Source organism: Acidisoma cellulosilyticum (genome assembly GCF_020621385.1).
In the GTDB taxonomy this organism is placed as follows: domain Bacteria; phylum Pseudomonadota; class Alphaproteobacteria; order Acetobacterales; family Acetobacteraceae; genus Acidisoma; species Acidisoma cellulosilyticum.
The window spans coordinates 75,048-101,930 of the sequence record NZ_JAESVA010000006.1; the positions used below are offsets into that span (position 1 = coordinate 75,048).

The 26,883-nt window shown below is 62.0% G+C and carries 27 protein-coding genes; 12 read left to right on the top strand and 15 right to left on the bottom strand.

What is annotated here, in order from left to right; genetic code table 11:
• Positions 1 to 8: 8 nt before the first annotated feature.
• The 6 genes from ACELLULO517_RS17855 to ACELLULO517_RS17880 all read right to left on the bottom strand — a co-directional run bounded on the left by ACELLULO517_RS17855 (position 9) and on the right by ACELLULO517_RS17880 (position 5,594).
• Positions 9 to 767, bottom strand: a complete 759-nt coding sequence (locus ACELLULO517_RS17855; RefSeq protein ID WP_227308778.1) for an MBL fold metallo-hydrolase — start codon at positions 765 to 767, stop codon at positions 9 to 11.
• The gene (locus ACELLULO517_RS17860; RefSeq protein ID WP_227308779.1) at positions 754 to 1,782 is read right to left on the bottom strand and encodes an ABC transporter ATP-binding protein; all 1,029 of its coding nucleotides are present in this window, start codon (positions 1,780 to 1,782) and stop codon (positions 754 to 756) included. Before ACELLULO517_RS17860 ends, ACELLULO517_RS17855 begins: the two co-directional genes overlap by 14 nt.
• The gene (locus tag ACELLULO517_RS17865; RefSeq protein WP_227308780.1) at positions 1,779 to 2,558 is read right to left on the bottom strand and encodes an ABC transporter permease; all 780 of its coding nucleotides are present in this window, start codon (positions 2,556 to 2,558) and stop codon (positions 1,779 to 1,781) included. The genes ACELLULO517_RS17860 and ACELLULO517_RS17865 overlap by 4 nt, the downstream gene beginning before the upstream one ends.
• Positions 2,555 to 3,403, bottom strand: coding sequence for an ABC transporter permease (locus tag ACELLULO517_RS17870; protein ID WP_227308781.1), 849 nt, complete (start codon positions 3,401 to 3,403; stop codon positions 2,555 to 2,557). The genes ACELLULO517_RS17865 and ACELLULO517_RS17870 overlap by 4 nt, the downstream gene beginning before the upstream one ends.
• On the bottom strand, positions 3,400 to 4,476 hold the full coding sequence (locus tag ACELLULO517_RS17875) for a polyamine ABC transporter substrate-binding protein (RefSeq protein WP_227308782.1): 1,077 nt from the start codon (positions 4,474 to 4,476) through the stop codon (positions 3,400 to 3,402). Before ACELLULO517_RS17875 ends, ACELLULO517_RS17870 begins: the two co-directional genes overlap by 4 nt.
• A 200-nt stretch (positions 4,477 to 4,676) precedes the next feature.
• A complete protein-coding gene (locus ACELLULO517_RS17880) occupies positions 4,677 to 5,594 on the bottom strand; it encodes a LysR family transcriptional regulator (protein ID WP_227308783.1) in 918 nt (305 codons plus the stop codon).
• Positions 5,595 to 6,273: 679 nt separating this feature from the next.
• Here ACELLULO517_RS17880 and ACELLULO517_RS17885 point away from each other — a divergent pair.
• From ACELLULO517_RS17885 to ACELLULO517_RS17900, 4 genes are all read left to right on the top strand, one after another.
• Positions 6,274 to 6,990 (top strand): methyltransferase domain-containing protein, encoded by a 717-nt coding sequence (locus ACELLULO517_RS17885; protein ID WP_227308784.1) that lies wholly within the window; start codon positions 6,274 to 6,276, stop codon positions 6,988 to 6,990.
• Complete coding sequence (locus ACELLULO517_RS17890; protein ID WP_227308785.1) at positions 6,987 to 8,723, top strand: transporter substrate-binding domain-containing protein; 1,737 nt, start codon at positions 6,987 to 6,989, stop codon at positions 8,721 to 8,723. Before ACELLULO517_RS17885 ends, ACELLULO517_RS17890 begins: the two co-directional genes overlap by 4 nt.
• Positions 8,724 to 8,802: 79 nt before the next feature.
• Complete coding sequence (locus ACELLULO517_RS17895; RefSeq protein WP_227308786.1) at positions 8,803 to 9,396, top strand: hypothetical protein; 594 nt, start codon at positions 8,803 to 8,805, stop codon at positions 9,394 to 9,396.
• A complete protein-coding gene (locus ACELLULO517_RS17900) occupies positions 9,386 to 10,645 on the top strand; it encodes an ABC transporter substrate-binding protein (protein WP_227308787.1) in 1,260 nt (419 codons plus the stop codon). The genes ACELLULO517_RS17895 and ACELLULO517_RS17900 overlap by 11 nt, the downstream gene beginning before the upstream one ends.
• A gap of 38 nt (positions 10,646 to 10,683) precedes the next feature.
• Here ACELLULO517_RS17900 and ACELLULO517_RS17905 read toward each other — a convergent pair whose 3' ends face one another.
• The 3 genes from ACELLULO517_RS17905 to ACELLULO517_RS17915 form a co-directional block, all read right to left on the bottom strand.
• Positions 10,684 to 12,042 carry a GGDEF domain-containing protein gene (locus tag ACELLULO517_RS17905; RefSeq protein ID WP_227308788.1) on the bottom strand — a complete coding sequence of 453 codons (1,359 nt, stop codon included), beginning with the start codon at positions 12,040 to 12,042 and terminating at the stop codon, positions 10,684 to 10,686.
• Positions 12,043 to 12,048: 6 nt separating this feature from the next.
• Positions 12,049 to 12,828 carry an alpha/beta fold hydrolase gene (locus ACELLULO517_RS17910; protein ID WP_227308789.1) on the bottom strand — a complete coding sequence of 260 codons (780 nt, stop codon included), beginning with the start codon at positions 12,826 to 12,828 and terminating at the stop codon, positions 12,049 to 12,051.
• A gap of 243 nt (positions 12,829 to 13,071) precedes the next feature.
• Entirely contained in the window at positions 13,072 to 13,827 is a 756-nt protein-coding gene (locus ACELLULO517_RS17915; protein ID WP_227308790.1) for an SDR family NAD(P)-dependent oxidoreductase, read from the bottom strand.
• A gap of 134 nt (positions 13,828 to 13,961) precedes the next feature.
• Between ACELLULO517_RS17915 and ACELLULO517_RS17920 the strand changes: the two genes are divergently transcribed.
• A complete protein-coding gene (locus ACELLULO517_RS17920; protein WP_227308791.1) occupies positions 13,962 to 14,855 on the top strand; it encodes an AraC family transcriptional regulator in 894 nt (297 codons plus the stop codon).
• A 1-nt stretch (position 14,856) separates the two neighbouring features.
• Here the strand turns inward: ACELLULO517_RS17920 and ACELLULO517_RS17925 are convergent, their stop codons facing one another.
• Entirely contained in the window at positions 14,857 to 15,627 is a 771-nt protein-coding gene (locus ACELLULO517_RS17925) for an alpha/beta fold hydrolase (RefSeq protein ID WP_227308792.1), read from the bottom strand.
• 161 nt (positions 15,628 to 15,788) lie between these two features.
• Here ACELLULO517_RS17925 and ACELLULO517_RS17930 point away from each other — a divergent pair, with 161 nt between their 5' ends.
• Positions 15,789 to 16,418, top strand: a complete 630-nt coding sequence (locus ACELLULO517_RS17930) for a TetR/AcrR family transcriptional regulator (RefSeq protein WP_227308793.1) — start codon at positions 15,789 to 15,791, stop codon at positions 16,416 to 16,418.
• Between the two features lie 60 nt (positions 16,419 to 16,478).
• Here the strand turns inward: ACELLULO517_RS17930 and ACELLULO517_RS17935 are convergent, their stop codons facing one another.
• Genes ACELLULO517_RS17935 through ACELLULO517_RS17945 form a run of 3 tightly spaced genes read right to left on the bottom strand, consistent with a single transcriptional unit; the run spans position 16,479 to position 20,058 of the window.
• Positions 16,479 to 17,510, bottom strand: coding sequence for an ABC transporter permease (locus ACELLULO517_RS17935; RefSeq protein WP_227308794.1), 1,032 nt, complete (start codon positions 17,508 to 17,510; stop codon positions 16,479 to 16,481).
• 15 nt (positions 17,511 to 17,525) lie between these two features.
• Positions 17,526 to 19,016, bottom strand: a complete 1,491-nt coding sequence (locus tag ACELLULO517_RS17940; RefSeq protein WP_227308795.1) for a sugar ABC transporter ATP-binding protein — start codon at positions 19,014 to 19,016, stop codon at positions 17,526 to 17,528.
• Between the two features lie 13 nt (positions 19,017 to 19,029).
• On the bottom strand, positions 19,030 to 20,058 hold the full coding sequence (locus ACELLULO517_RS17945) for a sugar ABC transporter substrate-binding protein (RefSeq protein WP_227308796.1): 1,029 nt from the start codon (positions 20,056 to 20,058) through the stop codon (positions 19,030 to 19,032).
• Between ACELLULO517_RS17945 and ACELLULO517_RS17950 the strand changes: the two genes are divergently transcribed.
• From ACELLULO517_RS17950 to ACELLULO517_RS17960, 3 genes are read left to right on the top strand one after another with little or no spacing between them, the layout of a single operon-like run.
• On the top strand, positions 20,042 to 20,440 hold the full coding sequence (locus ACELLULO517_RS17950; RefSeq protein WP_227308797.1) for a hypothetical protein: 399 nt from the start codon (positions 20,042 to 20,044) through the stop codon (positions 20,438 to 20,440). The two genes, ACELLULO517_RS17945 and ACELLULO517_RS17950, sit on opposite strands and share 17 nt — an antisense overlap.
• A 45-nt stretch (positions 20,441 to 20,485) precedes the next feature.
• Complete coding sequence (locus ACELLULO517_RS17955) at positions 20,486 to 21,067, top strand: chromate transporter (protein WP_227308798.1); 582 nt, start codon at positions 20,486 to 20,488, stop codon at positions 21,065 to 21,067.
• Complete coding sequence (locus ACELLULO517_RS17960) at positions 21,060 to 21,593, top strand: chromate transporter (protein WP_227308799.1); 534 nt, start codon at positions 21,060 to 21,062, stop codon at positions 21,591 to 21,593. Before ACELLULO517_RS17955 ends, ACELLULO517_RS17960 begins: the two co-directional genes overlap by 8 nt.
• Here the strand turns inward: ACELLULO517_RS17960 and ACELLULO517_RS17965 are convergent.
• Both ACELLULO517_RS17965 and ACELLULO517_RS17970 read right to left on the bottom strand, forming a co-directional pair.
• Positions 21,590 to 22,768 (bottom strand): amidohydrolase family protein, encoded by a 1,179-nt coding sequence (locus ACELLULO517_RS17965; protein ID WP_227308800.1) that lies wholly within the window; start codon positions 22,766 to 22,768, stop codon positions 21,590 to 21,592. The two genes, ACELLULO517_RS17960 and ACELLULO517_RS17965, sit on opposite strands and share 4 nt — an antisense overlap.
• The gene (locus ACELLULO517_RS17970; protein ID WP_227308801.1) at positions 22,765 to 23,769 is read right to left on the bottom strand and encodes a questin oxidase family protein; all 1,005 of its coding nucleotides are present in this window, start codon (positions 23,767 to 23,769) and stop codon (positions 22,765 to 22,767) included. The genes ACELLULO517_RS17965 and ACELLULO517_RS17970 overlap by 4 nt, the downstream gene beginning before the upstream one ends.
• Positions 23,770 to 23,883: 114 nt before the next feature.
• On the opposite strand from ACELLULO517_RS17970, the gene ACELLULO517_RS17975 reads away from it, so the two are divergent.
• From ACELLULO517_RS17975 to ACELLULO517_RS17985, 3 genes are read left to right on the top strand one after another with little or no spacing between them, the layout of a single operon-like run.
• Positions 23,884 to 25,161: an ABC transporter substrate-binding protein gene (locus tag ACELLULO517_RS17975; RefSeq protein WP_227308802.1), complete on the top strand. Its 1,278-nt coding sequence runs from the start codon at positions 23,884 to 23,886 to the stop codon at positions 25,159 to 25,161.
• A 46-nt stretch (positions 25,162 to 25,207) separates the two neighbouring features.
• Positions 25,208 to 26,062 (top strand): carbohydrate ABC transporter permease, encoded by an 855-nt coding sequence (locus ACELLULO517_RS17980; RefSeq protein WP_227308803.1) that lies wholly within the window; start codon positions 25,208 to 25,210, stop codon positions 26,060 to 26,062.
• Entirely contained in the window at positions 26,059 to 26,877 is an 819-nt protein-coding gene (locus ACELLULO517_RS17985; protein WP_227308804.1) for a carbohydrate ABC transporter permease, read from the top strand. The genes ACELLULO517_RS17980 and ACELLULO517_RS17985 overlap by 4 nt, the downstream gene beginning before the upstream one ends.
• Positions 26,878 to 26,883: the final 6 nt, after the last annotated feature.

Sequence of the window (26,883 nt, forward strand, 5' to 3'; positions counted from 1 at the left end):
GGGGCAGCCTACGCCGGGTTCAGATGGCATCCCGGTGCGTGCCGCCCGGCGCGATATTCACTAATCAGCTGTCGCAGCCGGGTTCGGCCGAATGACCCGAAATGCCCGCCATGGATGACCGCCGCCGGCAAGGCGTCCAGCCTGTCCATTGACCTGTCATAATCACCCAGATCGGCGTGATAGGTATCGGTGATCAAGGGACCGTCATAGACCACATCGCCGGACAGCAACGTGCCTGTCCGCTGTTCCCACAGCGCGATGCCGCCCGGCGAATGGCCGGGCGTATGGACTACCTGGAACTGACGATCGCCCAGATCGATCACATCGCCGTCCGCCAGCACGCGCGTCGGCGGGGCCGGCCGCACGCGGTAAGACGCCGCATCCCATCCTGCCGGAAAGCCATCGAACATCGCATCCGTCGCATAGCCGTCCGCGAGGGTGAGATGATTCTCGGGACAGGTCAGAATGCCGGCCTCGGCCGCATGCACGCAGCGGCAGGCGAATTCGTGATGCCCGCCGATATGATCGTAATGCGTATGGCTGGCGACACAGATCGGCTCGCGCTCGGCGAGCTTCGCCACAGCGCCACGCAGGGGAAAGACGCCAAGCCCGGTATCGAACAGCAGATCGGCATCCCGCCCGCGCACGTGCCAGATATTGCAGCGGAAATAGGGCTTGATCCAAGGCTCGTGGATCAAGGTGACGTTGTCCGCGAACCGGATCGCCTCAAACCACTGGTCGGCGGTCGTGATTTCAAACCGGGACAAGATCTTCACTCCGGCAGGAGAGGGTCAGCACATCGCCCGGCACGGCGGTGGCATTGCCGGCCAAGCGCAGACGCAAAGCCTGCCCGCTCGGCTCGGCCTTCGCTTCGGCGCGGATATAGGCGCCCTGGAACAAGCTGTCCGTCAAGCGCACCTGGCCCAGGGAGATCGGGCCGGTTCCGTCCGCGATGATGTTTTCGGGTCGGATGATCAGCCCCGTGGCGCCCTCGGGCGGCGGCGCAGAGAGCGGAAAATCACCCAGAGCGGTGCGCGCCAGCCCGCCCTCGAAACGGGCCGCAATTTCCGTGCTCTCGCCCATGAAATTGGCCGTGAAGCGCGTGCGAGGACGGGCATAGACGCGGGCCGGCGCCCCGTAATCCTCGATCCGCCCCTTATTCATCACCACCACGACGCTGGCCAGGGCCATCGCCTCCTCCTGGTCATGCGTCACATGCACGAAGCAGCGCCCGGTGCGCCGCTGCAAAGCCAGCAACTCATCCTGCATCTGGCGGCGGAGATTGAGGTCGAGCGCGCCGAGCGGCTCGTCCAGCAGCAGGATCTCGGGCTCCACGATCAGCGCGCGGGCGACGGCCACACGCTGGCGCTGGCCACCCGACAACTCATGAATGCCGCGCTTGCCGTAACCACCGAGCCCGACCATCTCCAGCGTCGCTGCCACGGTCTTCACCCTCTGCGGCTTCGGCATTCGCCGCAGTTTCAGACCATAGCCGAGATTGTCGGCGACACTCATATGCGGGAACAGCGCATAATCCTGGAACACGGTCGCGGTCGGCCGCTTGGCCGGACCGTGATGCGTCACGTCCTGGCCGGCGATGTGAACGCGGCCAGAGGTCGGCGGCGTAAACCCGCCGAGCACGGACAGAAGCGTGGTCTTGCCGCTGCCGGACGGACCCAGCATGACGACATAGTCATGCGCCGCGACACTGAGGGAAACGCCCGCCAGCGCGACCGACCCATCGTAAACCTTGGTCACGGTATCGATTTCGAGATGATTCATGCCCGGCGCTTTCTCAGCAGCAGAATTTCGACGGCCAGCATCAGGCCGATGGAAATGAGGAAAATCAAAGCGCCGGCGGCATTGGTCTCAGGCGTCAACCCGCCTCTCAACAGGCCCCAGATCACCACGGGCAAGGTCACGTCGAACCGCGTGTTGAGAAAGGCGATGAGGAATTCATCCCAGGAGAGGGTGAAGCACATGCAGAAGGCAGCGATCAGCGTGGGCGCGATCATCGGCGCGGTAATGGTCAGCAGCACGCGCAGCGTGCCGGCGCCCAAATCCCTTGCCGCATATTCGATGCGCCGCTGATGCTCGCCCAGCTGCGCCAGACAGATGGCGAAGGCCAGCGGCATATTCATCACCACATGGCCGATGATCACGGTGGGCAGGCCCGGCGCCGCGCCCAAAGCAGAGGCGGAGACGAGCAGCCCCATGCCGACCAGAAGGTAGGAGACCGCCATGGGCAGCATAATGATGCCGCGGATGAAACGTTTCCCCGGCATGTCGTAGCGGGCGAGACCGTAGGCCGCCAGAAACCCGAGCAGTACCGAGAGCGCGGAGGAGACGACGCCCACCACCAGTGAATGGCCGAAGCCTCCCATCAGTCTGGCATCGTGAAACACGGCCAAATACCAGCGCAGCGACAACCCCTTCAGCGGCGGTACCGGCAAATTGCCCGCCTGGAAGGAGAACAGCACCAGCACCACCACCGGCAGGAAAATGAACAAGTAGCAAAGCGCCATATAGAGACTGGCGAAAAGGGTAAGGGTCTTCATAGCCGGGAAAGCCTGAGCCAGCGCTGCAGGCCGAGATAGGCCAGGGCGACAATGGCGGTAAGGATGAGCGACATGGCCGAGGCCGAGGCAAGATCGAGCTGACGCTGGATCTGCATCATGATCAGCTGCGGCAGCAGCAATTGCCGGAAGCCACCAAGAATTTGCGGCGTCACATAATCGCCGATGGTGAGCACGATGGTCAGAAACGCGCCGGTCGCGACACCCGGCATGCTCAGCGGCAAGGTAATGCCGAAGAAGGCCCGCCAGGACGAGGCCCCCAGATCGCGTGCCGCCAGTTCGTAGCGCGGGTTGATCTGCTTGAGGCTGGCATAGATGGTCAGCGTGTTCAGCATCAGAAAGAAATGCACGAAGCCGAGTTCCGTCGCGTGCGGATTATAGGCCAGCATCAGCGGGCGATGGATCAGATGCAGGGCCAACAAGGCTTTGTTGACCAGCCCGACCGGGGAAATGGCTAGCAGCCAAGCATAGGACCGCACGACATAGGAGGTCCAGAACGGCAGAATGGCCATGATCAGCGCCAGGCGCTGCCAGCGCGCCGGCACCACGCAGGCGATGCTCCAGGCGAAGGGGTATGAGATCACGGTGCTGAGCACCGTGACGACGATCGTGGTCACCACGGAATCGATCAGCGCCTGCACATAGGCGGGCTGGCTGAAAAAGGCGCGATAGGCGCCGAGCCCCCATTGCGGGCTCGGCACACCGGCAGCCGTCAACGGGTGCAGGCTGGCGGCCACCATCAGCAGGACAGGGCCGATAAAAAACAGCAGGATCCAAAGCAAGGCGGGCAGCGTGAATCCGACGCCGCCCCAGGCAGACCGGTTCATTTGCCTTGCATCACCTGGGCCCAGAGCGCTTGCAGCTTCTTATCCATCTCAGGCGTCATCTTCAGATAGGTGTAGGACGCCTTGAGATAGTCGGGCTGGTCCTTCCAGCGCAAAATCTCTTTCTGATCGGGCGTCAGAGCGGCGGCGGTGCTGGCCGGCATGCCCCAATAGCAGGCGGAGGTCGCCAAACGCGCCTGCCCCTCGGGGCTGAGGATATACTGGATGAACTTCACGGCCATGGGCTTGCGGTTTGAATTGGCAAACACGGCCAGCCCCTGCTGCCAGCGGATGCCACCCTGCTTGGGAATGGTGAAATCCAGGTTCGGCTGATCCTTGGCGATCCCGGCCGTCACCCATTCGCCACCGCCGACCAGAATATCGACGGCGCCGGTCGTCAGCGCCTGCTGCGTGCTGGTGACGTCGCCGACCATCGCCGCATTCGCCTTCAGCGCTTCCAGCTTCGCCTTGATTTTCGGCAGATCGGCGTCGCTGATGGTTTCGGGATTCAAGCCGAGCGCGAGCGCGGCATATTGAATCTCCGGCACATAGTAATCATAGACCGCCACGCGGCTTTTATACTGGGGCTGCCAGGGCGCGTTGATGTCCTGCATTGCCGCCGGGTCGACATTCGCCTTGTTATAGGCAAGCGTATTATAGCCGAATTTCTCCGGCACCGAATACAGGCTGCCATTGACCGAGGTCAGCGACGGGTCCTGGAGTTGCGACGGGATGGTGGCAAAGGGATAGTCCGCCTTGTTCAGCGGCGCCAGCAGCCCCATGCCCTCAAGGCGGCCGGTATCGGTCTCGTCCATGACGATCGCATCCCAGTCGCCGGGCTTGGACTGACCGAGAATCGCCAGGGCATCGGCGGTGCTGCCGATATCCTTGAAATTCACCTTCACATCATTCGCGGTCTCGAAGGGCTGCAGAAGTGTGGGATCTTCGTGATCGCACCAGGTCAGGACATTCAGCGTCCCCTGGGCCGCCGCAGGTGTCGCCAAGCCGAGCAATAGCGCAAAGCCTGAAGCGCCGATCCCGTAGAAACGACGGGGCGTGAAACCGAGCCTGGCCATGCGGCGGCACTCCTGAACAGATGAAGATCGAACTAGAAGCATGGCTAACGGATGCTCGCCAGCGCAAAAAATACTGGCTCAGCACGCATTAGTTTGATTGTTTTGAAACAAACCTCCGAAACTGCCGCCCGCCCTTTGGGAATGCCTTGATTTCGGGCAAATTTGCGGTGCGCCGCGATGGATCCGGCCGCCGCGAAAGCTCACGCCGCCTGGCTAGGACCCGCGCCGAAAATCGCCTGGGTAATCTCAAGAAACATCTTGAGCGAAGGCAGGCTCTGCTTTGCCGGATCGAAGACCACCTCGAACGGCGCCTGATAGGTCAGGTCCTGTGGCAGCAGCGCCTTCAGCACCTTGTCCTGCACCCAAGGTCGCGCGTAATGCTCGGGCAGGTAACCGAGGTAATCCCCCGACAGGATCAGTCTGGCGGCGGCCTCCATATTATTCACCGAAGCGCGGGCCCGGTCGGTGCGCAGATGCTTGGTGTCACGCGCCCCCCAATAGCCGCGCGTCACAAAACGATGCCCGGCCAGAAGGTCCTGCGTGATCTGACGCGCATTGAGCGAGAATAATGGATGCCGCGCCGCACAATAGAAAAAATGCTGCTCTTCGTAGAGCCTGACATAGGTCAGTCCCAGCAGAAGCTTCGGAAAACTCCCGATCACAGCGTGAAGCTTGCCGTCCTGCAGGTCGCGTAACAACTCGTTCGGCGACTTCACCTCGATGTTCAATTGCACATCGCCCATCGCGGCCGTGAACTGCCGGAACAGCAAATCGAGCTTAGCCTGCGGATCGCTGATCGTATTATCCAATATGCCGATGTTCAGCGTGCCCCGCACTTTCGCGCGCAGAGCGCTGGCGCGCATATCGAAACCGTCGATCGCCGAGAACAAGCGTTGCGCCTCAGAAAATATCGTCGCGCCGTCTTCCGTCAACTTGAAACCGGCCCGCCCGCGCTGGCACAGCTTGACCCCAAGCCGGGTTTCCAGCGCGGAAATCTGGTTGGAAATCGTCGAGGTATTGACATTCAGCATCGTCTGCGCGGCGCTGAATCCCCGCGCCTCCACAACCGTGGAGAATACGCGCAGCAGACGAAGGTCCACCGTATCCAACCTTGCCATCTATTGCTCGCGAAGACCAAAAAGAAAGTTCGAACGCTATGCTTTGATTTATAATGATCAAACTGAACAACCGCAACAGGGCCTGCGACCCGCCAGAACGCTTGAGCCGAGACTATCCTGGATTTCAGTTTCATAATTTATTGATTTCAAACATTTTATGTCTCGGCTTTCAAAATCGATACTGGCCAGTTCCCTGAAATCCGCGCCTTCGCCGCCGCATATCGGCGGCCTGAAAAGACGCAAGGCGCTCCGCGAACGCTCAGAGGCGTCCGTTTCGCTGGCCGGAAGGCGAGGATTTCGGTCCATATCTACTATCGATGGCGCAATAACTATGCGCGGCTTGATACCTTATATGACAAGACAATTTAGAAGACCTTCCGGGAAGAGACCGATGCACCGGACAAGCAGAAATCTCTTTTCTGCACCCAACCGACTTTTGTATCGGCGAAAAGGGCGCAAGTGCTGCATCTTGCCGCTGTCGGCAAGGCGCTTGGCGGCGCCGGGTCGACAATACGACCCAGCCGCCAGCCTGGCCTGCCAGCACCCTTGGCGCCATGGCGCATGATCATTGCTGAAACATTATCCCAAGCTATAATGGCATGCTTCTGCTATATTGGTTTGGTCCTGCCCCTGCTGGTTCCGTGGCAATGGGCGTATTTCTTTCTTTGCCCAGATTGCCATGTCCAGCATGTCTGACGTCATCTCCGACCTTCCGCTCACGAAGGCACAGCACATGCTGCGGCCGAGTGAATATACGGCCGCTCTCATCCAGACAGTGCTGGGCATGGGCGCCTTCGTCGAAAACGCTCGCGTACTCGAAATTGGCTTCGGCAGCGGCGTCGTACTCGCGGCCCTCGCCCGCATGGGCGCGCGGGCGCTCTATGGGGTGGATTGCGAGGCGGAGGCTATCCGCACCGGCCATAGGATGATGAAGGATATTGGCGCCGAAGCCGAACTTTTCCTTGGCGAACTCTGGACCCCGGTCGAAGGACGCCGTTTCGATCTCATCATCGCCAATCTTCCGCATTTTCCGACCGACGCGCTGCAGTTTTCCGATCGGCTCCCGAGCTGGAGCTGCGGCGGCCATGACGGGCGCCTATTGCTTGATCCTTTTCTGGACGGTCTCGCCGCGCATCTCGCGCCGGGTGGCCGCGCCGTCATCACGCACAACGCCTTCGTCGATCTTGCGGAAACGCGGCGCCGGCTGACGGCATTCGGCCTCTCCGCCACCATCCTCACCTCCGTCCTGATCCCCCTGCCGCGGGAGAAGCTCGCCATTATGTCACCGGATATTCTCGCGCGCGAGGACGGGCAAACCATCTACCGATTGGGCGTCTACAGTTTCGTCCGCGTCCATATGCTCAGCATCGGCGCCGCGGATTCGGGTATCGAATGACGGCGACAGTCCGGCCGGCGTCGCCTCTGCGCGCAGGTTTGCGGCTCCTGCTGATCGTCGTCTCGCTCTGCCTGCCGCTCTCGGCCCGCGCGGCCAATGCCCCTGCCCCCCTGCAACCGGCGAGCGCACTCTCCTCGCCCGACGTCGCGTTAGCGAAACTTCTGGCTGAAGCGCATACTGAGGCCGCGCATTCATGCATCGCCCCCACCAGCCGGCTGGTCGCCATCCTCTGCGCGGGCAGCATCAGGATCGGCGTGCGTGACAATTATCCGCCCTTTGCCGTCATGAACGCCCATGGCCGTGCAGGTTTCGAAATCGCCATCGCACAGCGGATCGGTGCCATGCTGGGCGTCAAAACCACGCTGGTCACCGTGACACCGGCCGACCGTATCGCGGCCCTCGCCGAAGGCCGCATCGATGTCACCATCGCGACCATGGGCGACACGACCCTGCGCGACAGCCAGGCCCGCTTCATCCGCCCGCATTATTATGCGTCATCCACCGCCATCATCGGGGCGAAATCCCATCCGGCGCTGACGCTGCGAACCATTGGCGGCCGCACCATCTGCGTCACGGTAGGCGATTCCAGCAATCCCGGTCTTGCCGAAGCCGGTGCCCGCCTGCTTCTCTTCGCCAGTCCCGAGCAACTGGTGGATGAGCTTAATTCCGGAACTTGTGCGCTCATCGCGCAGGACGACACGTTCTTCGCTCGCTATTTCACCGATCCGCGCTTCCGGTCGCTATACAGCGTGAAGTTCACCGTCGATCCACTGCCCTGGGGCATGGCAACCCCCATCCAAGACGGCGCGCAGCTGGCCGACGCCCTTGCCCTCATGAGCGAAATCTTCCACCGCGACGGTGTCTTTCTCAAACTCGCGCAGGCCAACGCGCTCGGCCTGTCCTTCCTGACACAGCAGCGCGCCGTCTGGTTGAGGCGGGATTGCAACGCGGCCAATGGCTTCACCAATTCGCGATGCGTGCTGCCGCCGCACCGCAGCGATATGACCGAGACGCGCTTTGCCGGTGCGGTGGATGCGACCCAGAACTGGCTTGCGGAGCGGCTTGGCCTTCAAGTCGGGCTTGAAATCTTCAAGCTGCAACCGGCCTGGGATCTCGTGCGGGAGGGTATCCGCAATTCCCTCATTCTCGTTTTCGGCACGCTGCTGTCCACGCTCGCCTTCGCCTTGCTGATCGGGCGGGCGCTCAGCCTTCAGTCAAGGCTCCTCCGCTGGCCCATGCGGGGCGTCGTCATGCTGCTGCAATCCACGCCGCCCGTGCTGTCCCTCGTCATCGCGGCCTCGGCCGCGAATGCCATTTTTGCCTTTTCATCAACGCTTGCCATTTCCGCCGCCATCCTCGCCCTCGGCCTCATCAACGGCGGCAATGCCGGCCAGGCCATTTCGGAAGCCTTGGCCAGCCTGCGCGAGGAGCAGCAGGAACCGCCCCTCATCGGGCCGCCCATGACAGAGACGACCCTCTATATCCATGCACTCCGCCGATCGGTGACGCAGATCATGTCTTTCCTGATCAACGCCACGAAAGCGACGCCGATGGCAAGCTTCATCGGCGCGCCGGAACTGCTCAATGCCCTTACCGACAGCACGTCCTTTTCCAGCGACCGGGAGGCGACCTATTGGCTGATGCTGATTTTCTACGTCCTCGTTGTTCTTATCGTGGTCTGGATCTGTGGCAGGACAAGGTTCATGCTCGAACGCTATCTGAACGCCGCCTGAACCGATGCCACCTCATCTCACACTAGGCTTCTTCTCCGACCTGCTTATCGGGATGGGCCGGGATTTCTGGATGGCGGCCATGGCCCTTGTCATGGGCTGCTCCCTCGGCGCGCCGCTGGCTATCGTCTGGGCGCTACGCGGGCCGATACGCCTGCTGCCAAATGCCATCGTCCAGCTGCTCCGCGCGGCACCGACTTTTGTTGTCATGTTCTTTCTTCTCAACATCCTGCCCCACCGGATCACGATATTCGGCAATGATATCGTCATCAGTCGGCAGTTTACGGTGGCGCTCTCACTCCTGCCTTATTCGGCCTCGGTGATCGCGGAAAGTGCGGCTGAAGCCTTGCGACACTGGCGCGTCGGGTCTCATCTTGCGGCCCTGCTTCTGCTGCCCAATCTGGCCAGGATCTATTTCGTGCTGGTTATGTCATCTGGCAGTGCCGCCGCCATCGGCGTACATGAAGGCATCTCCTCCATCCTGCGCCAGGCGGACCAGTTCCAGGCCATTGGCGATAGATTATGGGTGTTCGCAATCGGCGTTTTGGGCTACGGCCTCATCCTTCAGACTGGTTTCATTGGCGTACAGAAGCTGCGATCGCATCTCGCGGCCCAAGTGACGCGGCGCAGACGCCCCTCCGACCTGACAGAGAGCAGCAAGATCAATGGCGGATGAGACAGAAGCGCGAGAAGACAACCGCAGGGCCGCACGCAAATTCAATATGGTCCTGGGCGTCGCCGCCGTCATCGCCCTGCTGGTGGCGGCCTATCGCGTTCTTCCGCCGTCGCAGATCACGATAGCGACCGGGCCGGTCGGCGGAAGCTATTATCAGGATGCCGAGAGCTATCACGCCACGTTGCAACATGTTGGTATTAAGGTCCACCTTCACCCTGTCCCGAATTCGCTCGATATCGCAAAGGACGTCGATGACCGCCAGGACGGCATCTCGATAGGATTCGTCGCGCAGTCGCTCGACCCTGAAGAATACCGGCATACGCTGTCGCTGGGTGCCATAGAACAACAACCGCTCTTCATCTTCACCGCGACATCGCTGGGCGCCATAGAACCGGCTGCGCTGCAGGGCCGCCTAATCGTCATGCCCCCGCTGCGCAGCGCATCGAGCGAAGCCGCACTCGCCTTGCTCGCGCAATACGGGGTAACGCCCGCGAACAGCCGGATCGTGCATATGCCGATCGCGGACGCAGTCGCGGATCTGGACCAGGGCAAGGCGGATGCCGGCTTTTTCATGCTAGATCCGCAGGACGGATTTATTGAGAGGCTGGCCCACGACCCCGGTCTGCAACTGATGAATTTGCGCGATTCCGCAACCATCGCGCGGCTGAACCCGTCGCTGCACGCCATCACCCTGCTGCGCGGTATTTTCGACTTGAAAGGCGGCATCCCACCGGAAGACGTGCATATGATGGCGGCGAATATTACCGTCGTCGCCAACAAGCACGTGTCGCAAGCCATTCTCTATCTGCTGCTGCAGGCCATGGCCAATGCCCACCGCGATGCAAGCCTTATCAACGATGCCGGGACCTATCCGAATCTCGTCAATATCGCGTTGCCACCGCATCCCGTCGCGCTCGATTTCGAAAAGAACGGCCTGCCCTGGGCCTATCAGAACCTGCCGCGCTGGATGGCGTCTCTCGTCAATTCCTATCTCATCATCGGTCTGGTCTTCGTGGTTTTGGTGGAGTTGTGGAGTTCCATTCTGTACTTCATGGAACTGATCGACTTTCTTTATGTGCATTTCTGGCTGCGCGTTCTGCTGCGGATCGAACAGCGGGTGAAGCGCGGCCATGTGTTGCGGCCTTCGGATATCCGTTTCATCGAACGGGCGGAGCGCGCGCTTATCAAGTCGGACCGGCGGCGGCGCAGCGAGGATCTGATCGAGCGTATCCGCTCCACATATAAATAAAAGCGGCAGAACGGACAGGACACTGTCAGGACCGCAGATCAGTCGAAAACAGCGCGGTTCCGCCCGCCGCGCTTGGCAAGATACAGCTTGTCATCCGCGACTTTGAGCAGAGCTTCCAGGCTGCGTGGCGTTGTGCTGTCCTCTGTCGACAATACCGCGCCGCCAAGGCTGATGGTGACGGGCAGATGCGTCTCGCCCGAAACGATCGGTCTATCCGCGATGGCCGTACGCAGCCTGCCGGCGACCAGCTTCGCCTCCTCCGCATTCGTCGCCGGCAGCAGCACCGCGAATTCCTCGCCGCCGACCCTGGCGATAAGGTCCCGCGACCGCGTTCTCAAAATGGATTGCAGTCGCTGCGCCAGATCCCGCAGCACGGCATCGCCCATCGGATGCCCATGCTGATCGTTGATCGCTTTGAAGTGGTCGATATCGAGCAGCAGCAGCGCCAACTCGCCTTCCCCGCCTTGGCCCGCATGGGCGCGCTGGACCGCCGCATTGGCGATTTCGAAGAAGCGCCGCCGATTGGCGAGGCCGGTCAGCACATCGGTATCCGCCTTATGGCGAAGCTCCTCCTCCAGCCTCTCCCGCGCCGAGACGTCATGAAACAGCCAGATACGGCCGTTTCTGCCATGACCGAGAATAGGATGCGTATCGACCTCGATATGCTGCTCCGCCGTCACCCAGACGGCGGTCGAGGAGTAATCGAGGTCTTGCTGCAGCGGCGCATAGATATCCGCCAGGGAGTCGCGGTTGCGGCAGCGGTCGCGCAGCGCCCGCATCTGGGCGCCGACCTGACTGGCATCGGCCTCCCCCGCCGGCACGTCCAGCAAAACGGCCGCCCGCTCATTTACCAGCGCGGTCGTGGTGTCGCCGTCCAGCACGACGATACCGGTCGGCACCGTCTCGAACAGATCGTGAAACCGATCGCTCGCCAATTTGCGGTCCATCACCTCATGCTGGCCGGCCATCATCTGCCCGAAGGCGGCCCGCAGCAGCGGCACGCTGGCGCCGATATTGTCGCGGAACGGGCAATCGCAGCGGCGCGGACTATTGGCGAGCCAGATCAGCAGCACGCCGCTGCGCGTCTCCTCGGCAAAGGGGCTGGCGACGAACATCACCTGCTGCGCGGGTTGATCGAAGGCCAGTAGAATAGCGCTCGGCAAGGTCAGGCCCGCGACATCGCGGGGACCGCCGGACCAGTCGATCGTCTCCAGCTTGGCACGGCCAAGGGCGAAAGGCTGGGGCAAAGGGCCAGGGTCGGAAGCCAGCGGCACGGCCAGCCCGTCAGTTCCCGCCTGAAAGGCCAGGGCAAAATCCGCCCCCGCCGCCATTCTGGCAAAACAGGTCAAGGCACCAAGGCCCGTCGCCCCTGGCTGTATCACCGGCATCAAAACCATGATGGATCAGGCCAGGTTTGAGGTCGGCAGCAAACGACGCTCCAAGACGCTGATAATCTCATCAGGCGCGGTCATATGCGGAAGATGGCCTTCGGCATCCAGCGTATCGAGCGTCGAGCCGTCGATCGACTTATTCAGCCAGGCCGCAACATCCTGCGGCACGGCAAGGTCACGCGCCGTCTGCAGGATATGGGTCTGCCGTTCCAGCCTGCGGGCAACGGCGCGCATATCCGACTGGAAGATCGTACGCGACGTCGCCAAAGCAATATCCGGCCGGATCTGGAACAAGGTCCGGCTGAATTCATCGATGGCCTTGTTGTCGGGCACACCGACGACGGCAGGCGCAAAACCCGCGCCCCAGGCCTGGAAATTGGTCGCCATACCGTCAAAGACGCCATCGAGGTCGGATTGCTCGAACCCGCCGTGATAGCCTTCGTCATTGAGATAGCGCGGCGAGGCGCCGATCATCACCAGCTTGGCGAAAGCATCCGGGTCAGCGACGGCCGCCGCCGCGCCGATCATGCCGCTGACCGAATGGCCGATATAGATGCAGCGCTCGATATTCTGGCTGGCGAGCAGACTGAGCAGATCGTCGGCGAAGCCGAAAAGCGTGCTATGCTGGCGAAAATCATAGGTCTTGGCGCCGTCCGGCCCGGCACCCGCCAGATCGTAGGAGATGACGCGGAAGCGGCTTTCAAGCCAGGGGCGAATGGCTGACCAAGCCGTCTGGTCCGTCCCGAAGCCATGGGACAGGATTACGACCGGTGTCTCTGAACTTAAGGTCAAACCTGAAACTCCCGGGCCGCTTGTGCTTGCTAAATTTATGCCTTTCGCGGGCTGTTTGTGAAGAGTTTGCTCCCGGATCACGTCGACTTGCTAATAATCGGCTGATTTTAAGACTTTCTTTTTCGCTTTTTGAAGAGGGCTCCTCACGAAGGAACTAGGCATAACTAGGCCATTAGACCGAGTTTTTGCCTGCCATCCTGACCAGGACGCGCTCGCCAGACCGGCGATCATAAAGCCTGAAGCTCAGATACCCTGCCCGCCCGAGACTTCGATGCGCTGCGCATTGACCCAACGGTTATCCTCCGACAGCAGGCTTGCGATCATCGGGCCGATATCCTCCGGCAGACCAACGCGGCCGAGCGCCGTCATATCCGCGAAGAAGCTATTGAAGGCCGGGGTGTCGCGCACGGCGCCGCCGAAGAAATCCGTCTCGATCGCGCCGGGGGCGACCGTATTGACGGCAATACCGCGTGCGCCGAGTTCTTTCGCCATATAGACGCTCAGCACCTCCACAGCGCCTTTGACCGCCGCATAGGCCGCCCAGCCGGGCGCGGAAACGCGGGTGAGACCGGATGACAGGTTCACGATACGGCCGCCATCGGCGATCAGCGGCAGCAGCGCTTGGGTCAGGAAAAAGACGCCCTTGAAATGCACATCCACCAGGGCGTCGAACTGCGCTTCGGTCGTCTGCTCAATCAACGCATAATCGCCATGGCCGGCATTGTTCACCAGATGGTCGAATGTGCTGCGCCCCCAATTGTCTGTCAGCACGCTGCGCAGATGCGCGGCAAATGTCGGAAAGCTGGCGACGGTTCCGGTATCGAGCGGCAAGGCGATAGCCTTGCGGCCCATGGCTTCTATTGCCGCGACGGCGCTTTCCGCGTCTGCGTGCCGGCTTTGATAGGTGAGGATGACGTCGCTGTCCTGACGCGCGAGGCTGAGCGCCGTACTGCGGCCGAGCCCACGGCTGCCACCGGTAATGATCGCGATCTTGGTCATGCTGTTTTTCCTTGCCTTCGGTCAGCACGTCATAGCGACCGGCCCGGCCAGACGTCGTTGCCGAAACCTCGGACGATTTTGCCTATTCCTCTGATGTCCTATCCAAACCGAAGGAGGACAGGTTAGGATCAGGCATGACCGAAACCCTTCTCGCCTCCGTCCGCCGGTATGTCGCGGCCCATGCCGATGCGGCCGGGGTGGCGCAAACGCCCATCGCGGGCGTCACCACCATCCGCGCCACCGCACCCAGCGGGCTGGTCTATGCCATCTCCCGCCCGCTCGTCTGCCTCGTGCTGCAGGGTCGCAAGCAGGTAGCCATGGGTGCCAGAAGCTTCAGCTTTGCGGCCGGGGATTCGTTAATGATCACCGCAGACGTGCCGACCGTCAGCCAGATCACGCAAGCGAGCGAGACCGCGCCTTACCTCTCCCTGGTGCTTGATCTCGACCTTGCCGTCATCGCGGAACTGACGGTGCAGATGCGCACCGCACCGGCTGCAAGCGGTGCGCCCCTGCTGTCGGAACCGACGGACAGCCAAGTGGCGGAAACCGCACTCAGGTTGATGCGCTTGCTCGATCGGCCGAGCGCCCTGCCCGTCCTGCACGCGCAATTGGTGCGGGAACTGCATTACTGGCTGCTCTCGGGCCAGCATGGCGACGCCATCCGTCGCCTCGGCTGGCCGGAAGGCGCGGCCCAACGTGTGGGTCTGGCCGTGACGCTGCTGCGGGCCGAATTCGCGCATGTCATTCGGGTGGAGCGGCTGGCGGCAATCGCCGGTATGAGCGTCTCCACCTTCCACCACCATTTCCGCGCCGTCACCTCGCTCTCACCGTTGCAATTCCAGAAGCAATTGCGGCTGATCGAGGCGCGGCGGCTGATGCTGTCGGAAGACCTTTCGGCCAGCTCAGCCGCTTTCGCCGTCGGCTATGAAAGCGTCTCGCAGTTCAGCCGCGAATACGGCCGGATGTTCGGCCTGCCGCCAGCGCGCGATGCCGAGGCCTTGCGCAGCGACACCAGAGCGGCGGCTTGAATTAGGGCTGCACCGCTGCTGCCTTCTCGATCACCGAGACCACAAGATCCGGATGCGACAGGAACACCGTGTGGCTGGAACCCGGAACGACCGTGACCTGGGCATGGGCGCGGTCATACATCCAGCGTTCCAGCTTTGGGTTAATAGTCTTATCCGCTGTCGGCAGGACAGCCCATGTCGGCTTCGTCTGCCAGGCGGCGGCCGTCACCGGTGTCTTGAAGGCCTCGACCGACAGGAAGACCTGGGAATGGGCCATGAAGTTCGCCACACTGGCCGGTGAATCGGCGGCGAAATCGGCCCGATATTTGGCCGGGTCGAGATAGAAATACTGGCCGTCCGGCGTCGTTTTCACGTCGTTATTGGGCGGCGGGAATTGCGGCATCGTTTCCAGCGTCGCCGTGCTCTCACCGGGTTTCGGCATCAGCGCCGCCAGATAGACCAGCGATTTCACCTTGGGGTCGATGCCGGCGCCGGTAATGACCTGCCCGCCCCAGCTATGGGCGACGAGCACGACCGGCCCATCCGCCATGTCGATGACGCGCCTGGTGGCTGCGATATCGGCCTCAAGGCTGGTTTCAGGCTCCTGCACCACGCTGACCTTGTAACCCTTGGCGACCAAGCGGTCATAGACTGGCTTCCAGCCGGAACCGTCGGCGAAAGCGCCATGAACAAGCACGATATTTTTGATCGGCGCGGCGATCGCATGGGCGCCGGTGATGCCTGTCATCACCCCAATCGCGCCCGCCAACAACAAAGAACGAAAGCGTGTCATTGCCATTCTCCCTGGCGTGTTAACCCTCGAAAACTTGAATGGAGCATTCACTCCATTGATTGGAAAATGCGACCGCGCCCCAACATCGTCAAAACACAAGCGCGTGTTTGTGGGGAGCATGGGCCGAGCTATGCTGGGACAGAGATGACCGACCGCTTCCCATGGTGACATTGCCGCCTGACGGCGAAACGCCCGCCCGCAAGCTCGGCGGCAAGCCGCGCAGGCTGAACCGCGTCCGCGCGCTCGATCAGGCCATGAAGCTGTTCTGGGAACAGGGTTACGAAGGCACGTCCTTCAAAGACCTCATCGCCAAACTGAAGGTCAGCCCCTCCAGCTTCTATTTCGCCTTCGGCAGCAAGGAAGCGCTGTATCGGGAGGTGGTGGATTGCTATGCCGCCGGCCCGGCGGCCTTCTTTGCCGAAGTCATCGAGGCGAGGATGGACGCCCGCAGCGCCTTCGTGGCGCTGATGGAGGGTCATGCCACGCTCTTCACGATGGAGGATTGCCCGGCGGGCTGCCTGGTCTCCTTCGCTTTCGCTCATGCCCCACCGGAACTGGCATCCCTGCGGGACCTCGCGCGCGGCATCCGGCACTGGGCCGAAAACGCGATGGCTGACCGGCTCAGGCGCGGTGTGGCCGAAGGCGATCTGCCCTCAGATATCGATGCCGCCGGGCTCGCGGCATTCTTCGAGGCTGTTATTCGCGGCATGGCGATCAAGGCGACGGACGGCGCCACGCGCGACAGCCTGTTTGAGACCGGGCGCCTCGCGATGCAGGCCTGGCCGCGCTAGATTAATTTTTTTGTGAGCATCTTCGCACAGTCAGATGATTCCATCTGACTGTGATCTGCTCTAGCCCTCGGCCGCTATCGCCGTCGCCTTCATCCGTTGCGCATAGACATTGATGACCAGGGCCGCGAGCAGGATCAGTCCACGGATGAGGATTTTCAGGAAACTGTCGATATTGACGTGATCCAATCCGTTATTGAGCACGCCGAGCACGAACAACCCGATGATGGTATTGCCGATACCGCCCTGCCCGCCGAACAGGCTGGTGCCGCCGACCACCACGGCCGAAATGGAATCGAGCAGATAGGTATCGAATTCATTCTGCTGCGCAGAGCCGAAATAGGCGACGCCCAACATACCCGCCAGACCGGCGCAGACGGCGGAAATCACCATCACGGCGGAAATGATCAGCTTCACATTGACGCCGGAATATTCGGCGGCCTCGCGGTTGCCGCCGACCATGTACACGTAGCGGCCGAAACGCGTATAGGTCAGCACCACATGCGCGACAGCGAGGGTGATCGCCAGCACGATCACGATCCAAGGCACGGGACCCAGAGATTTGCTGCCCAGTGTCAACGCCAGATCAGGCACCGCATAGGCAATCTGCCCGCGCACCAGCATGGCGCAGATGCCCGCGCCGATCTGCAACATCGCCAGCGTCATGATGAAAGACGGAATGCCGACGCGCGTAATGCCGATCGCGTTCACCAGGCCAAGGCCGACGGCCGCCGCCAATGCGATCACGATCGCAGCCCAGCCCGGTAGCGCGATATTGGCGATATTGACGCTCGCATCCTGCAGCGTGAAGAAAGCCGCGATAATGCCGATAGCATTCGCGATAGCCGCGACGCTGAGGTCGATCTCCGCACAGAGAATGACGAAGGTCAGGCCGACCGCGATGATACCAGTGACCGATATCTGCGTCAGGATGTTCCAGAAATTGGCGACGCTGACGAAGGACGGGCTGGCGAGGGCAAAGAAAACGACGAGAAATATCAATGTCACGAAGGGCGCGATATTGCGCAGCCGCGCCCGCACCCAGGCAAGCGGCGTGACGCCCCTTCCGCCTGCTCCACGCATCACCTCGGCCATGGTCTGATCGTTCCTTTAGGCGGCCGCCAAAAGGCGGTCCTTGCTGATGGCCTCACCCGCGAATTCATGCACGACGCGGCCCTTTTTCATGACCAGGATACGGTCGGCCATCGACAGCACCGTTTCCGGCTCGGTCGAGACGACAAGAATGCCGATCCCCTGCGCCTTCAACCCGCGCACGATATGGACGACATCCTCCTTGGCGCCGACATCCATGCCGCGCGTCGGCTCGCTCAACATCAGCACGCGCGGCAGATGGGTCAGCCAGCGGGCGAGGGCCACCTTCTGCTGATTGCCGCCCGACAGCGCGCCCAGCGGCCGGTCCGTGACCGGCGGCCTTATATGCAGGCTGGCGATATGGTTTTGGGCAATGCCGCGCTCCGCCGTCGGATGCAGCAGCAGGCGGCCGATGCGCTGCAGGATACTGATCGTCATATTCTTGAAGACCGGCTCTTCCGCGAACAGCATGCTGCGCCGGCTTTCCGGCACGAAGGCCAGACCCGCCGCGCGGGCCTTCGCCGTGCTGCTGAGCTTCACCAGCCGGCCATCGACGCTGACCCGACCGCGCTTCAGCGGTTGCTTGCCGAACAGGCTGCGCGCCAGATCCAACTGACCGGAGCCGAGATAGCCGTAGATGCCAAGCACCTCCCCCGCTCGCACGTCGAAGGAAACATCGTGGAAAGCCGCGTCAAGGCTCAGCGCTTCCGCGTGCAGAATGACCGCCGCATCCGGCTTGCTGTCGAGATACAGCGCATTGGTATAGCTCTCTTCCAGCTCGCCATGGGTATGGCCGATCATCTGGTGGATCAGCCAAGACTTGTCGATCTCCGCCGTATCGGCATCTGCCACCTTGCCGCCGTTGCGAAAGACCGTGACGCGGTCGCAGATATCCAGAACATCGTCGAGGAAGTGGGAGATGAAGATCAGGCTGCGCCCTTCTTCCCGCAACCGGCGCAGCACCGCGAACAGGCGCTGCGTTTCCGGCGGTGACAAAGCCGAGGTCGGCTCGTCCAGGATGATGATGCGCGCGCCGGAAAACAACACGCGGGCAAGTTCCACCAATTGCTGCGTGCCGAGCGAGATCGACCCCATGCTGGCGCGGGGATCGACATCGATCCCCAGCCCGTCCAGCAACAGGCGGGCGCCGCTGATCATCGCCGGCCAATCGACGAGACCGAAGCGGTTCAGCGGCTGCACGCCGAGAAAGACATTCTCGGCAATGGTGAGAGTGCGGACGGCCGACAATTCCTGATGCACCATGCCGATGCCCGCCGCCAGCGCATCGGCGGGCGAGGCGAATTGCACGGGCCTACCGTCCAACTCCATCACACCACCGTAGCTGGTATGAACCCCGGCGATGATCTTCATGAGGGTGGACTTGCCGGCGCCATTCTCGCCGACAAGCCCGTGAATCTCCCCGGAACCCAGGGTGAAATCGATCTCCCGCAACGCAATCGCGCCGCCAAAAGCCTTTGAAACGCCACGCAATTGCAGAAGGGGTGACATGGGCTGTGCTGCCTTAGATCAGGAACTGATCCTCCATCCACATCAGGCCCGGCGCATTGGCGCGGGTCACGACAGGGCCGTCCGCGATGATGTTCTTGGGAATGCCGCCCGGCCCGGTCTTCTGACCGTCGATCACCGCTGCCACGCCGGCGATGATGGCGCCGCCATGAATGCGGCAGGACGGGTTGCGCACGGTCGCTGTCATGCGTCCGTCTTCCACCGCGGCCAGCGCCGGCGGCATCGCATCGCAACCGCCGATTTTGATACCGGTGCGGTTATGCGCCTTCATGACGTTATAGGCGGCAAGGGCCATATCATCATTATGGAAATAGGCAGCGTCGATCTTGGGATATTTGGTCAGCAGCGTTTCCCAGATACGCGCGACCTTGGTCACGTCCCAGTCTCCGGGCTGCGTGTCCAGCACCTGGATGTTCGGGTATTTCTTGATGATGGACTCAAAACCGCGCGCCCGTCCCTGCGCGCCGGTATGGCCCAAAGCCCCCTGCGTCATGACGATATTGCCTTCGCCATTGATGGCATTGACCAGCGCCTGGGTGACGGACGAGCCCATGAATTCATTGTCGGGCGCGATGAAGGTATGGACATCGATCGTCGACAGCGGGGCGATCAGCGTATCCATGTCGATGACGGGTATCCCGGCATCGATCATGCGGTTCACCGGCGTCGTCAGCGTGCCGATGCCGAAGGCCTGCATCGCCACGAAATCCCATTTTTCGGAGGCCATATTATCGATCGCTGCGCGCTGCTTCGGCGCCGAAAGCTCCCCGTCGAACCAGGTGACCTCGACATTGAAGAGCTTGCCCCAATATTCGGCCGCGCGCTTGCCCTGGGCACACCAGGTCGCCTGCAGGCCGGCATTCGAGAAGGCGGCTTTCAGGGGCTTGCCTGACCGGCCTGCGGCTTCCGCCAAGGCCGGCGTTGGCTGAAATCCGACGGCCGCCATGGCGGCGCCGGCGGATAATCCGGCGAGTTGCAGAAAGCGACGGCGTGCGGATCCCTGCTCGATGCAGTCATCGGTCATGGTCGTTTCCTTTTTTGCCGGTGCCTTGAGCTTGGCCCGTGCTTGTTGGCCGCTGCCGGTCGCTCTGCGCGATCCGGCCAGAGGCAGAAATCACTCTATTATCGACATGCTAACCTTATTTTTTGTTGCAAAACAATCAGCCTCGCACAAGAAAAATTCTGATTTTATTGAGACCGTTATTTATGCGCAATTGTCTTTGGCCGAGAATTTTTTCGTGATCGCCGCGGCGCCAGCATTCCTGACGACACCGGGTCGATCCGCGCAGCCAGTGCGCGGACCCGTTCCACAGATCTACCTGTCGAAGCGGATTCTCCCGAATGTCGGCCTTGTGATGACCCGGTCCTTGCCGGCAGGTCTTTTGCAAGCAGCCGGCGACTGTTAGAAAGAAGCTGCGGTTTAACAAACAACCAAACGGATAATGCTTTTGATGGAGGAGCCTGCGCATCAGTTTGTTACAATAAAGCCCTCAGCACTTCAGATCGGCCTGATTTTTTCTCGCATCGGGTTGACGAGTTTCGGCGGTGGGCTCAGCGGTTGGCTTCTTCGGGAATTCGTGCAATCCCGCGCCTGGTTGACGGAGGAAGAATTCCTTAACGGCCTGTCGCTTGCGCAGTCACTGCCCGGCGTCAATGTCACGAATATGGCAATCTGGATCGGCTACCGGCTTGCCGGCACAAAAGGCGCGATCGCTGGGCTGATCGGCATCATTCTACCGCCGGCGGTCGTACTCATAGCCATCGCGATTGCCTTCGCATCGGTCGATCGCTATCGCATCGCGCATCAATTGCTGGATGGCGCGGCAGCGGCGGCGGTCGGCCTGTCGCTCTCCATGGGCATTACCGCCGCCCGCCGTGTGCCAAGGCGCATTTTCCCGGCGGTCGCCATGGCCACGACCTTTGCGGCCGTCGCCGTGATGCACTGGTCCTTGCCCTGGGTCGTCGTCATCGGCGGCACGACGAGCATTGCCGTGTCGTATTATCAACTGTCCCGAAGCCGAACCGATGCCTAACCTTCTCGCACAGCTCGCCGGGGTCTTCGCACCTTTATCTCTGGTCACGGTCGGCGGCGGTCAAGCCATCGTCGCCGATATCCAAAGGCAGATCGTCAATTCTCACCATTGGATGCTGCCCAAGCAATTCGTCGATGCCTTTGCCCTATCTCGCATGGCGCCGGGACCCGGCTCGCTATTGGCAACGCTGATCGGATGGCAGGTCGCGGGTTTCTGGGGGGCGGTCGTCAGCACCATCGCGATCTTCGGTCCCACCGCCATTCTGGTCTATGGCATCGCCCATCTATGGTCCCGCTATAAGGGCGCGGTTTGGCAGCAAGCCGTCGAAGCCGGGCTTCGTCCGATTGCCGCCGGCATGATCCTGGCCTCGGGCTATGGCCTCCTGCACGCGCTTGACGGCGGATGGGTTGCGCGCGGCATTGCGGCCGGCGCCACCATCATTCTGCTAAGGCGGCGAACAAATCCGCTGATCCTGCTCGCCGTGGGCGCCGTGCTTTTGACCGGTCTTCAGTGCATGGGCGTCTAACCCTGGTGGAGCAGCCGACCGCGCTTGAGCACGACGCGCCCGCCAGGGCGGGTCACCAAAGCCTCCGCCACGGAAGCAGCTTGCAGCGCCACGATATCGGCCCAGGCACCGACCGCCACGCCGTAATCGGCGTCCAGACCCAGAACCTTAGCCGGCGCCGTCGTCGCCAAGGCAAAGGCGGCATCCAATTCGGCATCCGTCACCATGCCCTGCCGATAGCCGATCAGCATCGCGCGTTCCAGCAGATCGCCATTGCCGTAGGGTGACCAGGCATCGCGGATATTGTCGCAGCCCGCAAAGACCGTCACGCCGGCGGCGCGCAGACGCTTGACCGGCGGCATCGGCACCGGTCCCGGCTCATTGGTCATGATCGCAACCCCGGCGCGGGCCAGCGCGTCTGCGGTTGCCCCGACATCGGCATCATCGGCAGAGCCCAAGGCGAAAGCGTGCGCCACGGCGACACGCCCGTGCAGCCCGCCCGCGATGGTGCGCGCGGCGATGTCGCGCAGTTCGAAACAACCTAGCGCGCCGCCGTCATGCAGATGGATATCGACGCCCACACCGCGGCGCTCGGCAATGCCGAAGACGATGTCGAGATGCCCGTTGATATCCCCGTCGATCCCGGCCGGGTCCAGGCCGCCGATCAGATCCGCACCCTCGGCCACCGCCTGATCCAGCAAAGCCGCCGTCCCCGGGTCCCGGATAATGCCGTTCTGGGGGAAAGCGACGATCTGGATATCCATGACGTCGCGCACGGCCTCTCGCACCCGCAGGATCGCCTGCAGATTGGACAGGCCCCAATCGGTGTCGATATCCACATGGCTGCGCAAAACCGTGGTGCCTTGGCGGGACAGCTGAGCGACCATCGCCTGGGCGCGGCTTTCCACCGACACCGGCAAGGCGCTCAGCAGCGCCTTTTCCAGGGCAATGCGTTCCGCGACGCTGCCGCCCGGCTGATGCGGTTGCAGCGGCAGGCCGAGCAGGGTCTTGTCGAGATGGACATGCCCATCGACGAAGCCCGGCACGACCAGTTTTCCGTCCAGATCAAGCTGGCCCGGCAAGGTCTTAGCGCCGGCTGCCGGATCGATCCGCGCAATCCGTCCCTCGGCGATCAGGATATCGACCAGACGCCCATCGGCCAGACGCGCATTGGTGAGAGCGTTCAGCATTGTCATCCGATCAATCCCATGCGCTTGGCTGCAACCACTTGGTATAGCGCGTCACCCGTGCGTTGCCATTCCACGAAGGCCGAAAAACAAAGGCTGATATCGTGCTCGTCGTCCGAGGCGATGGCCGCCTGCTTGATGGCGTCCCAGCCGGGCGTGGCAACGCTGCGCCATGCCGCAAGGCGCTCGGCACTCGGCATGGCGGGAAAGCCCATCTTGGGCATCAGCGCGGCGATACCCACCCAAAAATGCCGCAGCAAGGGCGCCATGTCCGGGGCCAGCGGGCAAAGCTGCCTGAGCCAATGGCAGCCGGTCAGCGCATGCAGCGCCTCGAAACTCATCGTCTCGGCGTAAAGGGCGAGCGCACCTGCGGCCATGCGGTCCAGCATATCCTCGCGCATGATCAGCCAATCGGCGACACCGGCAAAACCCGGCATGCGGGCGGCAGCGCGCATATGGTGCCAGACGAGATCGCTTTCGGGTTCGGCCTCGGCGAGGCCGGGAAGGGCCGCCGCGCGCACAAGCATATTGACCGGATCGTCTGTCACGCCCTCCGTCGCGGTGTCTTTGTCGAGGATCAGAAAGGCCGCGGCCCAATAGCCCAGCGCCACGCCGATCTCCGGCTCATCCTGCTCCATCACGGCATAGGACAGCCGCATCAGCGGATGAAAGGCGCTGCCCGCGATGCCCGGCGCCAGACAAGGCAGATAGGTTTGGATCGCCGCAGCGCTGCCGAGCCGAGCCACTTCCTGCGTGAAAAATGCCCGCAACGCACCTTCCTGCTCGCGCACGCCCAAAGCCGACATCCAACTCTCGGCCGTCAGCGATACCGTCACTTCAGGGCAAGGCACCAACCCGTTATTCATCCGGTATATCCGGGAAAATGCGACGACACGGTCAGGCGGCGCGCCGAGATGCTCCAGCGCTACCAGGATCATCGGCAGATGATTGGCGAGGAAGGGCGGAAATTCCGCGCCCTCGCCCTGCGCTTCTGCCTTCAATATGTGCAAGCTGACATCCATTCCGTCAGAATGCGCGCCGATCAGCCCGGTTTCAACCTTGCCCTGGTCTTTCTGCCTAGAATAGGCTCGTGACGCTCAAGGCAGAGCCCACGGAGTATGGCGATGAAGCGCAGGTCCCTTCTGGCGGCAGGCTTAGGTGGTGCGGCCGCATTGGGCTGGCCTCGGCCGGGTCGCAGCCAAAGCAAACCCTTTGACGGGATGGTGCTGCATCTGGCCAGCGTCAATGACCAATATTCCCCCGGCCTCAAGGCCTTGTCTGCGCGCTTCAAGCAGGAAACGGGCATCACCGTGCTGGTCGATATTCTCGGCTATGGCGAATTGCAGACGAAAATCACCACCGATTACGTGGGCCATACCAAGGGCTATGATCTGGCGACGACGGATAATGTCTGGGCACCGCAATTCGCCGAGGCGGGCTATACTGTGCCGCTGAACGACTGGATGAAGCGCGACGCGGAAGCGATGAAGCTGGACGATATCTATCCCGTGCTGTTCACCGCGCTGGGGAATTACAAAGGCAAGCAGGTGGCCTTCCCGCTGGCGGGCTATGCCAATGTCCTCGCCTATCGGAAGGATCTTTACGCCACCGCCCGATTGCAGCCGCCGCAGACCATGCAGGACCTGGTCGCCAATGCCTATAAGCTGACCGATAAGTCCCGCAATCAATATGGTTGGGTCGCCAACGGTCAGAAGGGCGCGGCCTGCGCCCAGGATTGGATGCAATATCTGGCCGAGATCGGCGGCGTGCTGGTGGCGAAGGATCAGCCGACACTGGATGCACCGCTCAATATCCAAAGCCTGCAGACATACAAGGATCTTTTCCAGAAGGCGGCACCGCCGGGCGCCGTCAACTGGGATTGGGACGGGCGGGAGGCAAGCTTCCGCAGCGGCCTCGCTGCCAATATGCAAACCTGGTCGGTCGGCGCGCTCGGCTATTTCGACCCTGCGCAATCGAAGGTGACGGACAGTGCCGCGCTGATGGTGACACCGACGGCAGCCGGCATGAAACCACGCTACGGCATCGGCGGCTGGGGTATCGCCATCAACGCGGATATCGAGGATCAGCGCAAGCAAGCCGCCTGGACCTATATCAAATGGATCACCAGCCCCGAGATCCATATCGCGCTCAATCAACTGAATGCCTGCAGCTTCCTGCGACGCAGCGAATTGCAGGATGCGTCGCTCAACCGAAAATATCCGTTCCTGCCGGTGATTGACGAAAGCTTCACCCATGGCGACGCGGATTTCCGGCCGCGCGTGCCGCAATACCCCGAAATTCAGGATATTTTGGGCACGGCCGTCAATTCCGCGCTCGTCGGCGCCATGACACCGGCAGCCGCCCTGGCAGCGGCCCAGACACAGGCGCTGCGGTATTTCTAAGCGCTGGCTAACCCCATCCCGCCGCCGCGCGATCTTTCTATGCGCGATGGCGGCGCCGGCCATCATTCACGTCACGATCTTCGCGGTCTACCCCATCCTGCGCGGCGCCGGTTTCAGTCTCTTCCGGATGAACCTGATGCAGCCCTGGCTGCATCGCTTCGTCGGGCTGCGCAATTACACCGATGCTTTGTCCGATCCCGCGATCCGGCATTCGCTGGCAGTGACGCTTATGTTCACGGCATCCTGTGTGGCGATGGAGCTTGCGCTCGGCCTCTGCCTCGCCTTGCTGCTGTGGACAGACAACCGCTTCAATCGCGTGGCGACGATCCTGATGCTGGTGCCGATCACCGTCACGCCCATCGTCGTCGGGCTCATCTTCCGCGCGCTGCTGGACCCGAGCTTCGGCCTCATCGGCTATTGGCTGACCTGGGCGCATCTCGCGCCGCCGCAGGGGCTTTTGGGCGACACCCACACGGCACTCATGACGATGATGGCGGTCGATGTCTGGGAATGGGCGCCGCTAGCGGCACTCATTCTGCTGGCGGGTTTGAAATCCCTGCCGGCCGATAGTCTGGATGCCGCCGCCATCGACGGCGCGGGGCCGGTTGCAAAGCTCGGGCGGATCATCCTGCCGATGATGCTGCCTTCCATCTTTCTGGTGCTTGTGCTGCGCGTGACGGATGTCTTCCGCACCTATGACATCGTTTTTGCCGCGACGGGCGGCGGCCCCGGCGACAGCACAAACCTGCTGATGCTGGATGCCGTCAAACAGGGGCTGCAATTCTTCGATATCGGCTACGGCTCGGCCATTTCGATCCTGATGACGCTCGCCATCGCCATCCTGGCCGGCGTCATCATCCTGGCGCTGCGCGGCCTTGACCGGCGCTACAACACGTTATGAGCCGGCGGCTGTCTCTGCTCGCACAGCGGACGGCGATTGTCCTGGCGCTCGGCTTGTTCCTAGCACCCGTCCTTTGGCTGATCATGACGGCCTATGAGCCCTCGCGCGCCATCCAATCCACGCCGCCGCTATTGTGGTTCAAACCCAGTTTCGCCAATTTCGCCAGCATCGCGTCGAATTTCGATCTCTCCAGGCTGACGCTCAGCAGTGTCGTGCTCAGCGCCGGTTCCACCTTGCTGTCGCTATGCTTCGGCATTCCCTGCGGCTATGCTTTGGCGCGCACGCGCAGCCGCTCGGCGGTCATCATCGCCTATGCGCTGCTCGCCATTCGCGGCGTGCCGACCGTCGTGACCCTGATTCCCTTCTACCTCTTCATGCAGAGATTGGGGCTGCTGGGCACTTGGTGGGCGGTCATTCTGATGAATGCGACGCTCAGCACGGCCTTCGTCACCTGGATGATGTTTTCCGCCTTTCAGGCGGTTCCGCCGGAGATAGAGGCCGCCGCCACGCTCGACGGCTGCACCAGCTTCGGCGCCTTCCGGCGCGTCGCCTTGCCGCTTGTGCAGACATCGGTAATTGCGGCCGCCCTTCTGTGCATGATGTTCGCCTGGAATGATTTCCTTAACCCGGCCTTCCTGACGCGGGCCGAAACGCGGCCGCTATCGGTCGCCCTGCTGACCGCTTTCGGCGGCAATACGACCAGCGGCTGGGGCAATCTCGGTGCCATGGCGCATCTCAGCACCTTGCCGATTATCGCCGTCGCGCTGCTGCTCAACCGCTATCTCGTCTCCGGCCTCACGCGCGGCATTCATTGACGACGC

What these genes read in the sequence shown, in the direction of transcription:
- ACELLULO517_RS17865 (WP_227308780.1), bottom strand. Translation starts at nt 2,558, where the DNA reads ATGAAGACCCTTACCCTTTTCGCCAGTCTCTATATGGCGCTTTGCTAC.
- ACELLULO517_RS17985 (WP_227308804.1), top strand. Translation starts at nt 26,059, where the DNA reads ATGAGCCGGCGGCTGTCTCTGCTCGCACAGCGGACGGCGATTGTCCTG.
- ACELLULO517_RS17875 (WP_227308782.1), bottom strand. Translation starts at nt 4,476, where the DNA reads ATGGCCAGGCTCGGTTTCACGCCCCGTCGTTTCTACGGGATCGGCGCT.
- ACELLULO517_RS17885 (WP_227308784.1), top strand. Translation starts at nt 6,274, where the DNA reads ATGTCCAGCATGTCTGACGTCATCTCCGACCTTCCGCTCACGAAGGCA.
- ACELLULO517_RS17895 (WP_227308786.1), top strand. Translation starts at nt 8,803, where the DNA reads ATGGCCCTTGTCATGGGCTGCTCCCTCGGCGCGCCGCTGGCTATCGTC.
- ACELLULO517_RS17915 (WP_227308790.1), bottom strand. Translation starts at nt 13,827, where the DNA reads ATGACCAAGATCGCGATCATTACCGGTGGCAGCCGTGGGCTCGGCCGC.
- ACELLULO517_RS17900 (WP_227308787.1), top strand. Translation starts at nt 9,386, where the DNA reads ATGGCGGATGAGACAGAAGCGCGAGAAGACAACCGCAGGGCCGCACGC.
- ACELLULO517_RS17870 (WP_227308781.1), bottom strand. Translation starts at nt 3,403, where the DNA reads ATGAACCGGTCTGCCTGGGGCGGCGTCGGATTCACGCTGCCCGCCTTG.
- ACELLULO517_RS17925 (WP_227308792.1), bottom strand. Translation starts at nt 15,627, where the DNA reads ATGACACGCTTTCGTTCTTTGTTGTTGGCGGGCGCGATTGGGGTGATG.
- ACELLULO517_RS17930 (WP_227308793.1), top strand. Translation starts at nt 15,789, where the DNA reads ATGGTGACATTGCCGCCTGACGGCGAAACGCCCGCCCGCAAGCTCGGC.
- ACELLULO517_RS17960 (WP_227308799.1), top strand. Translation starts at nt 21,060, where the DNA reads ATGCCTAACCTTCTCGCACAGCTCGCCGGGGTCTTCGCACCTTTATCT.
- ACELLULO517_RS17860 (WP_227308779.1), bottom strand. Translation starts at nt 1,782, where the DNA reads ATGAATCATCTCGAAATCGATACCGTGACCAAGGTTTACGATGGGTCG.
- ACELLULO517_RS17950 (WP_227308797.1), top strand. Translation starts at nt 20,042, where the DNA reads ATGCAGTCATCGGTCATGGTCGTTTCCTTTTTTGCCGGTGCCTTGAGC.
- ACELLULO517_RS17945 (WP_227308796.1), bottom strand. Translation starts at nt 20,058, where the DNA reads ATGACCGATGACTGCATCGAGCAGGGATCCGCACGCCGTCGCTTTCTG.
- ACELLULO517_RS17940 (WP_227308795.1), bottom strand. Translation starts at nt 19,016, where the DNA reads ATGTCACCCCTTCTGCAATTGCGTGGCGTTTCAAAGGCTTTTGGCGGC.
- ACELLULO517_RS17890 (WP_227308785.1), top strand. Translation starts at nt 6,987, where the DNA reads ATGACGGCGACAGTCCGGCCGGCGTCGCCTCTGCGCGCAGGTTTGCGG.
- ACELLULO517_RS17980 (WP_227308803.1), top strand. Translation starts at nt 25,208, where the DNA reads ATGGCGGCGCCGGCCATCATTCACGTCACGATCTTCGCGGTCTACCCC.
- ACELLULO517_RS17935 (WP_227308794.1), bottom strand. Translation starts at nt 17,510, where the DNA reads ATGGCCGAGGTGATGCGTGGAGCAGGCGGAAGGGGCGTCACGCCGCTT.
- ACELLULO517_RS17965 (WP_227308800.1), bottom strand. Translation starts at nt 22,768, where the DNA reads ATGACAATGCTGAACGCTCTCACCAATGCGCGTCTGGCCGATGGGCGT.
- ACELLULO517_RS17920 (WP_227308791.1), top strand. Translation starts at nt 13,962, where the DNA reads ATGACCGAAACCCTTCTCGCCTCCGTCCGCCGGTATGTCGCGGCCCAT.
- ACELLULO517_RS17880 (WP_227308783.1), bottom strand. Translation starts at nt 5,594, where the DNA reads ATGGCAAGGTTGGATACGGTGGACCTTCGTCTGCTGCGCGTATTCTCC.
- ACELLULO517_RS17975 (WP_227308802.1), top strand. Translation starts at nt 23,884, where the DNA reads ATGAAGCGCAGGTCCCTTCTGGCGGCAGGCTTAGGTGGTGCGGCCGCA.
- ACELLULO517_RS17905 (WP_227308788.1), bottom strand. Translation starts at nt 12,042, where the DNA reads ATGGTTTTGATGCCGGTGATACAGCCAGGGGCGACGGGCCTTGGTGCC.
- ACELLULO517_RS17955 (WP_227308798.1), top strand. Translation starts at nt 20,486, where the DNA reads ATGGAGGAGCCTGCGCATCAGTTTGTTACAATAAAGCCCTCAGCACTT.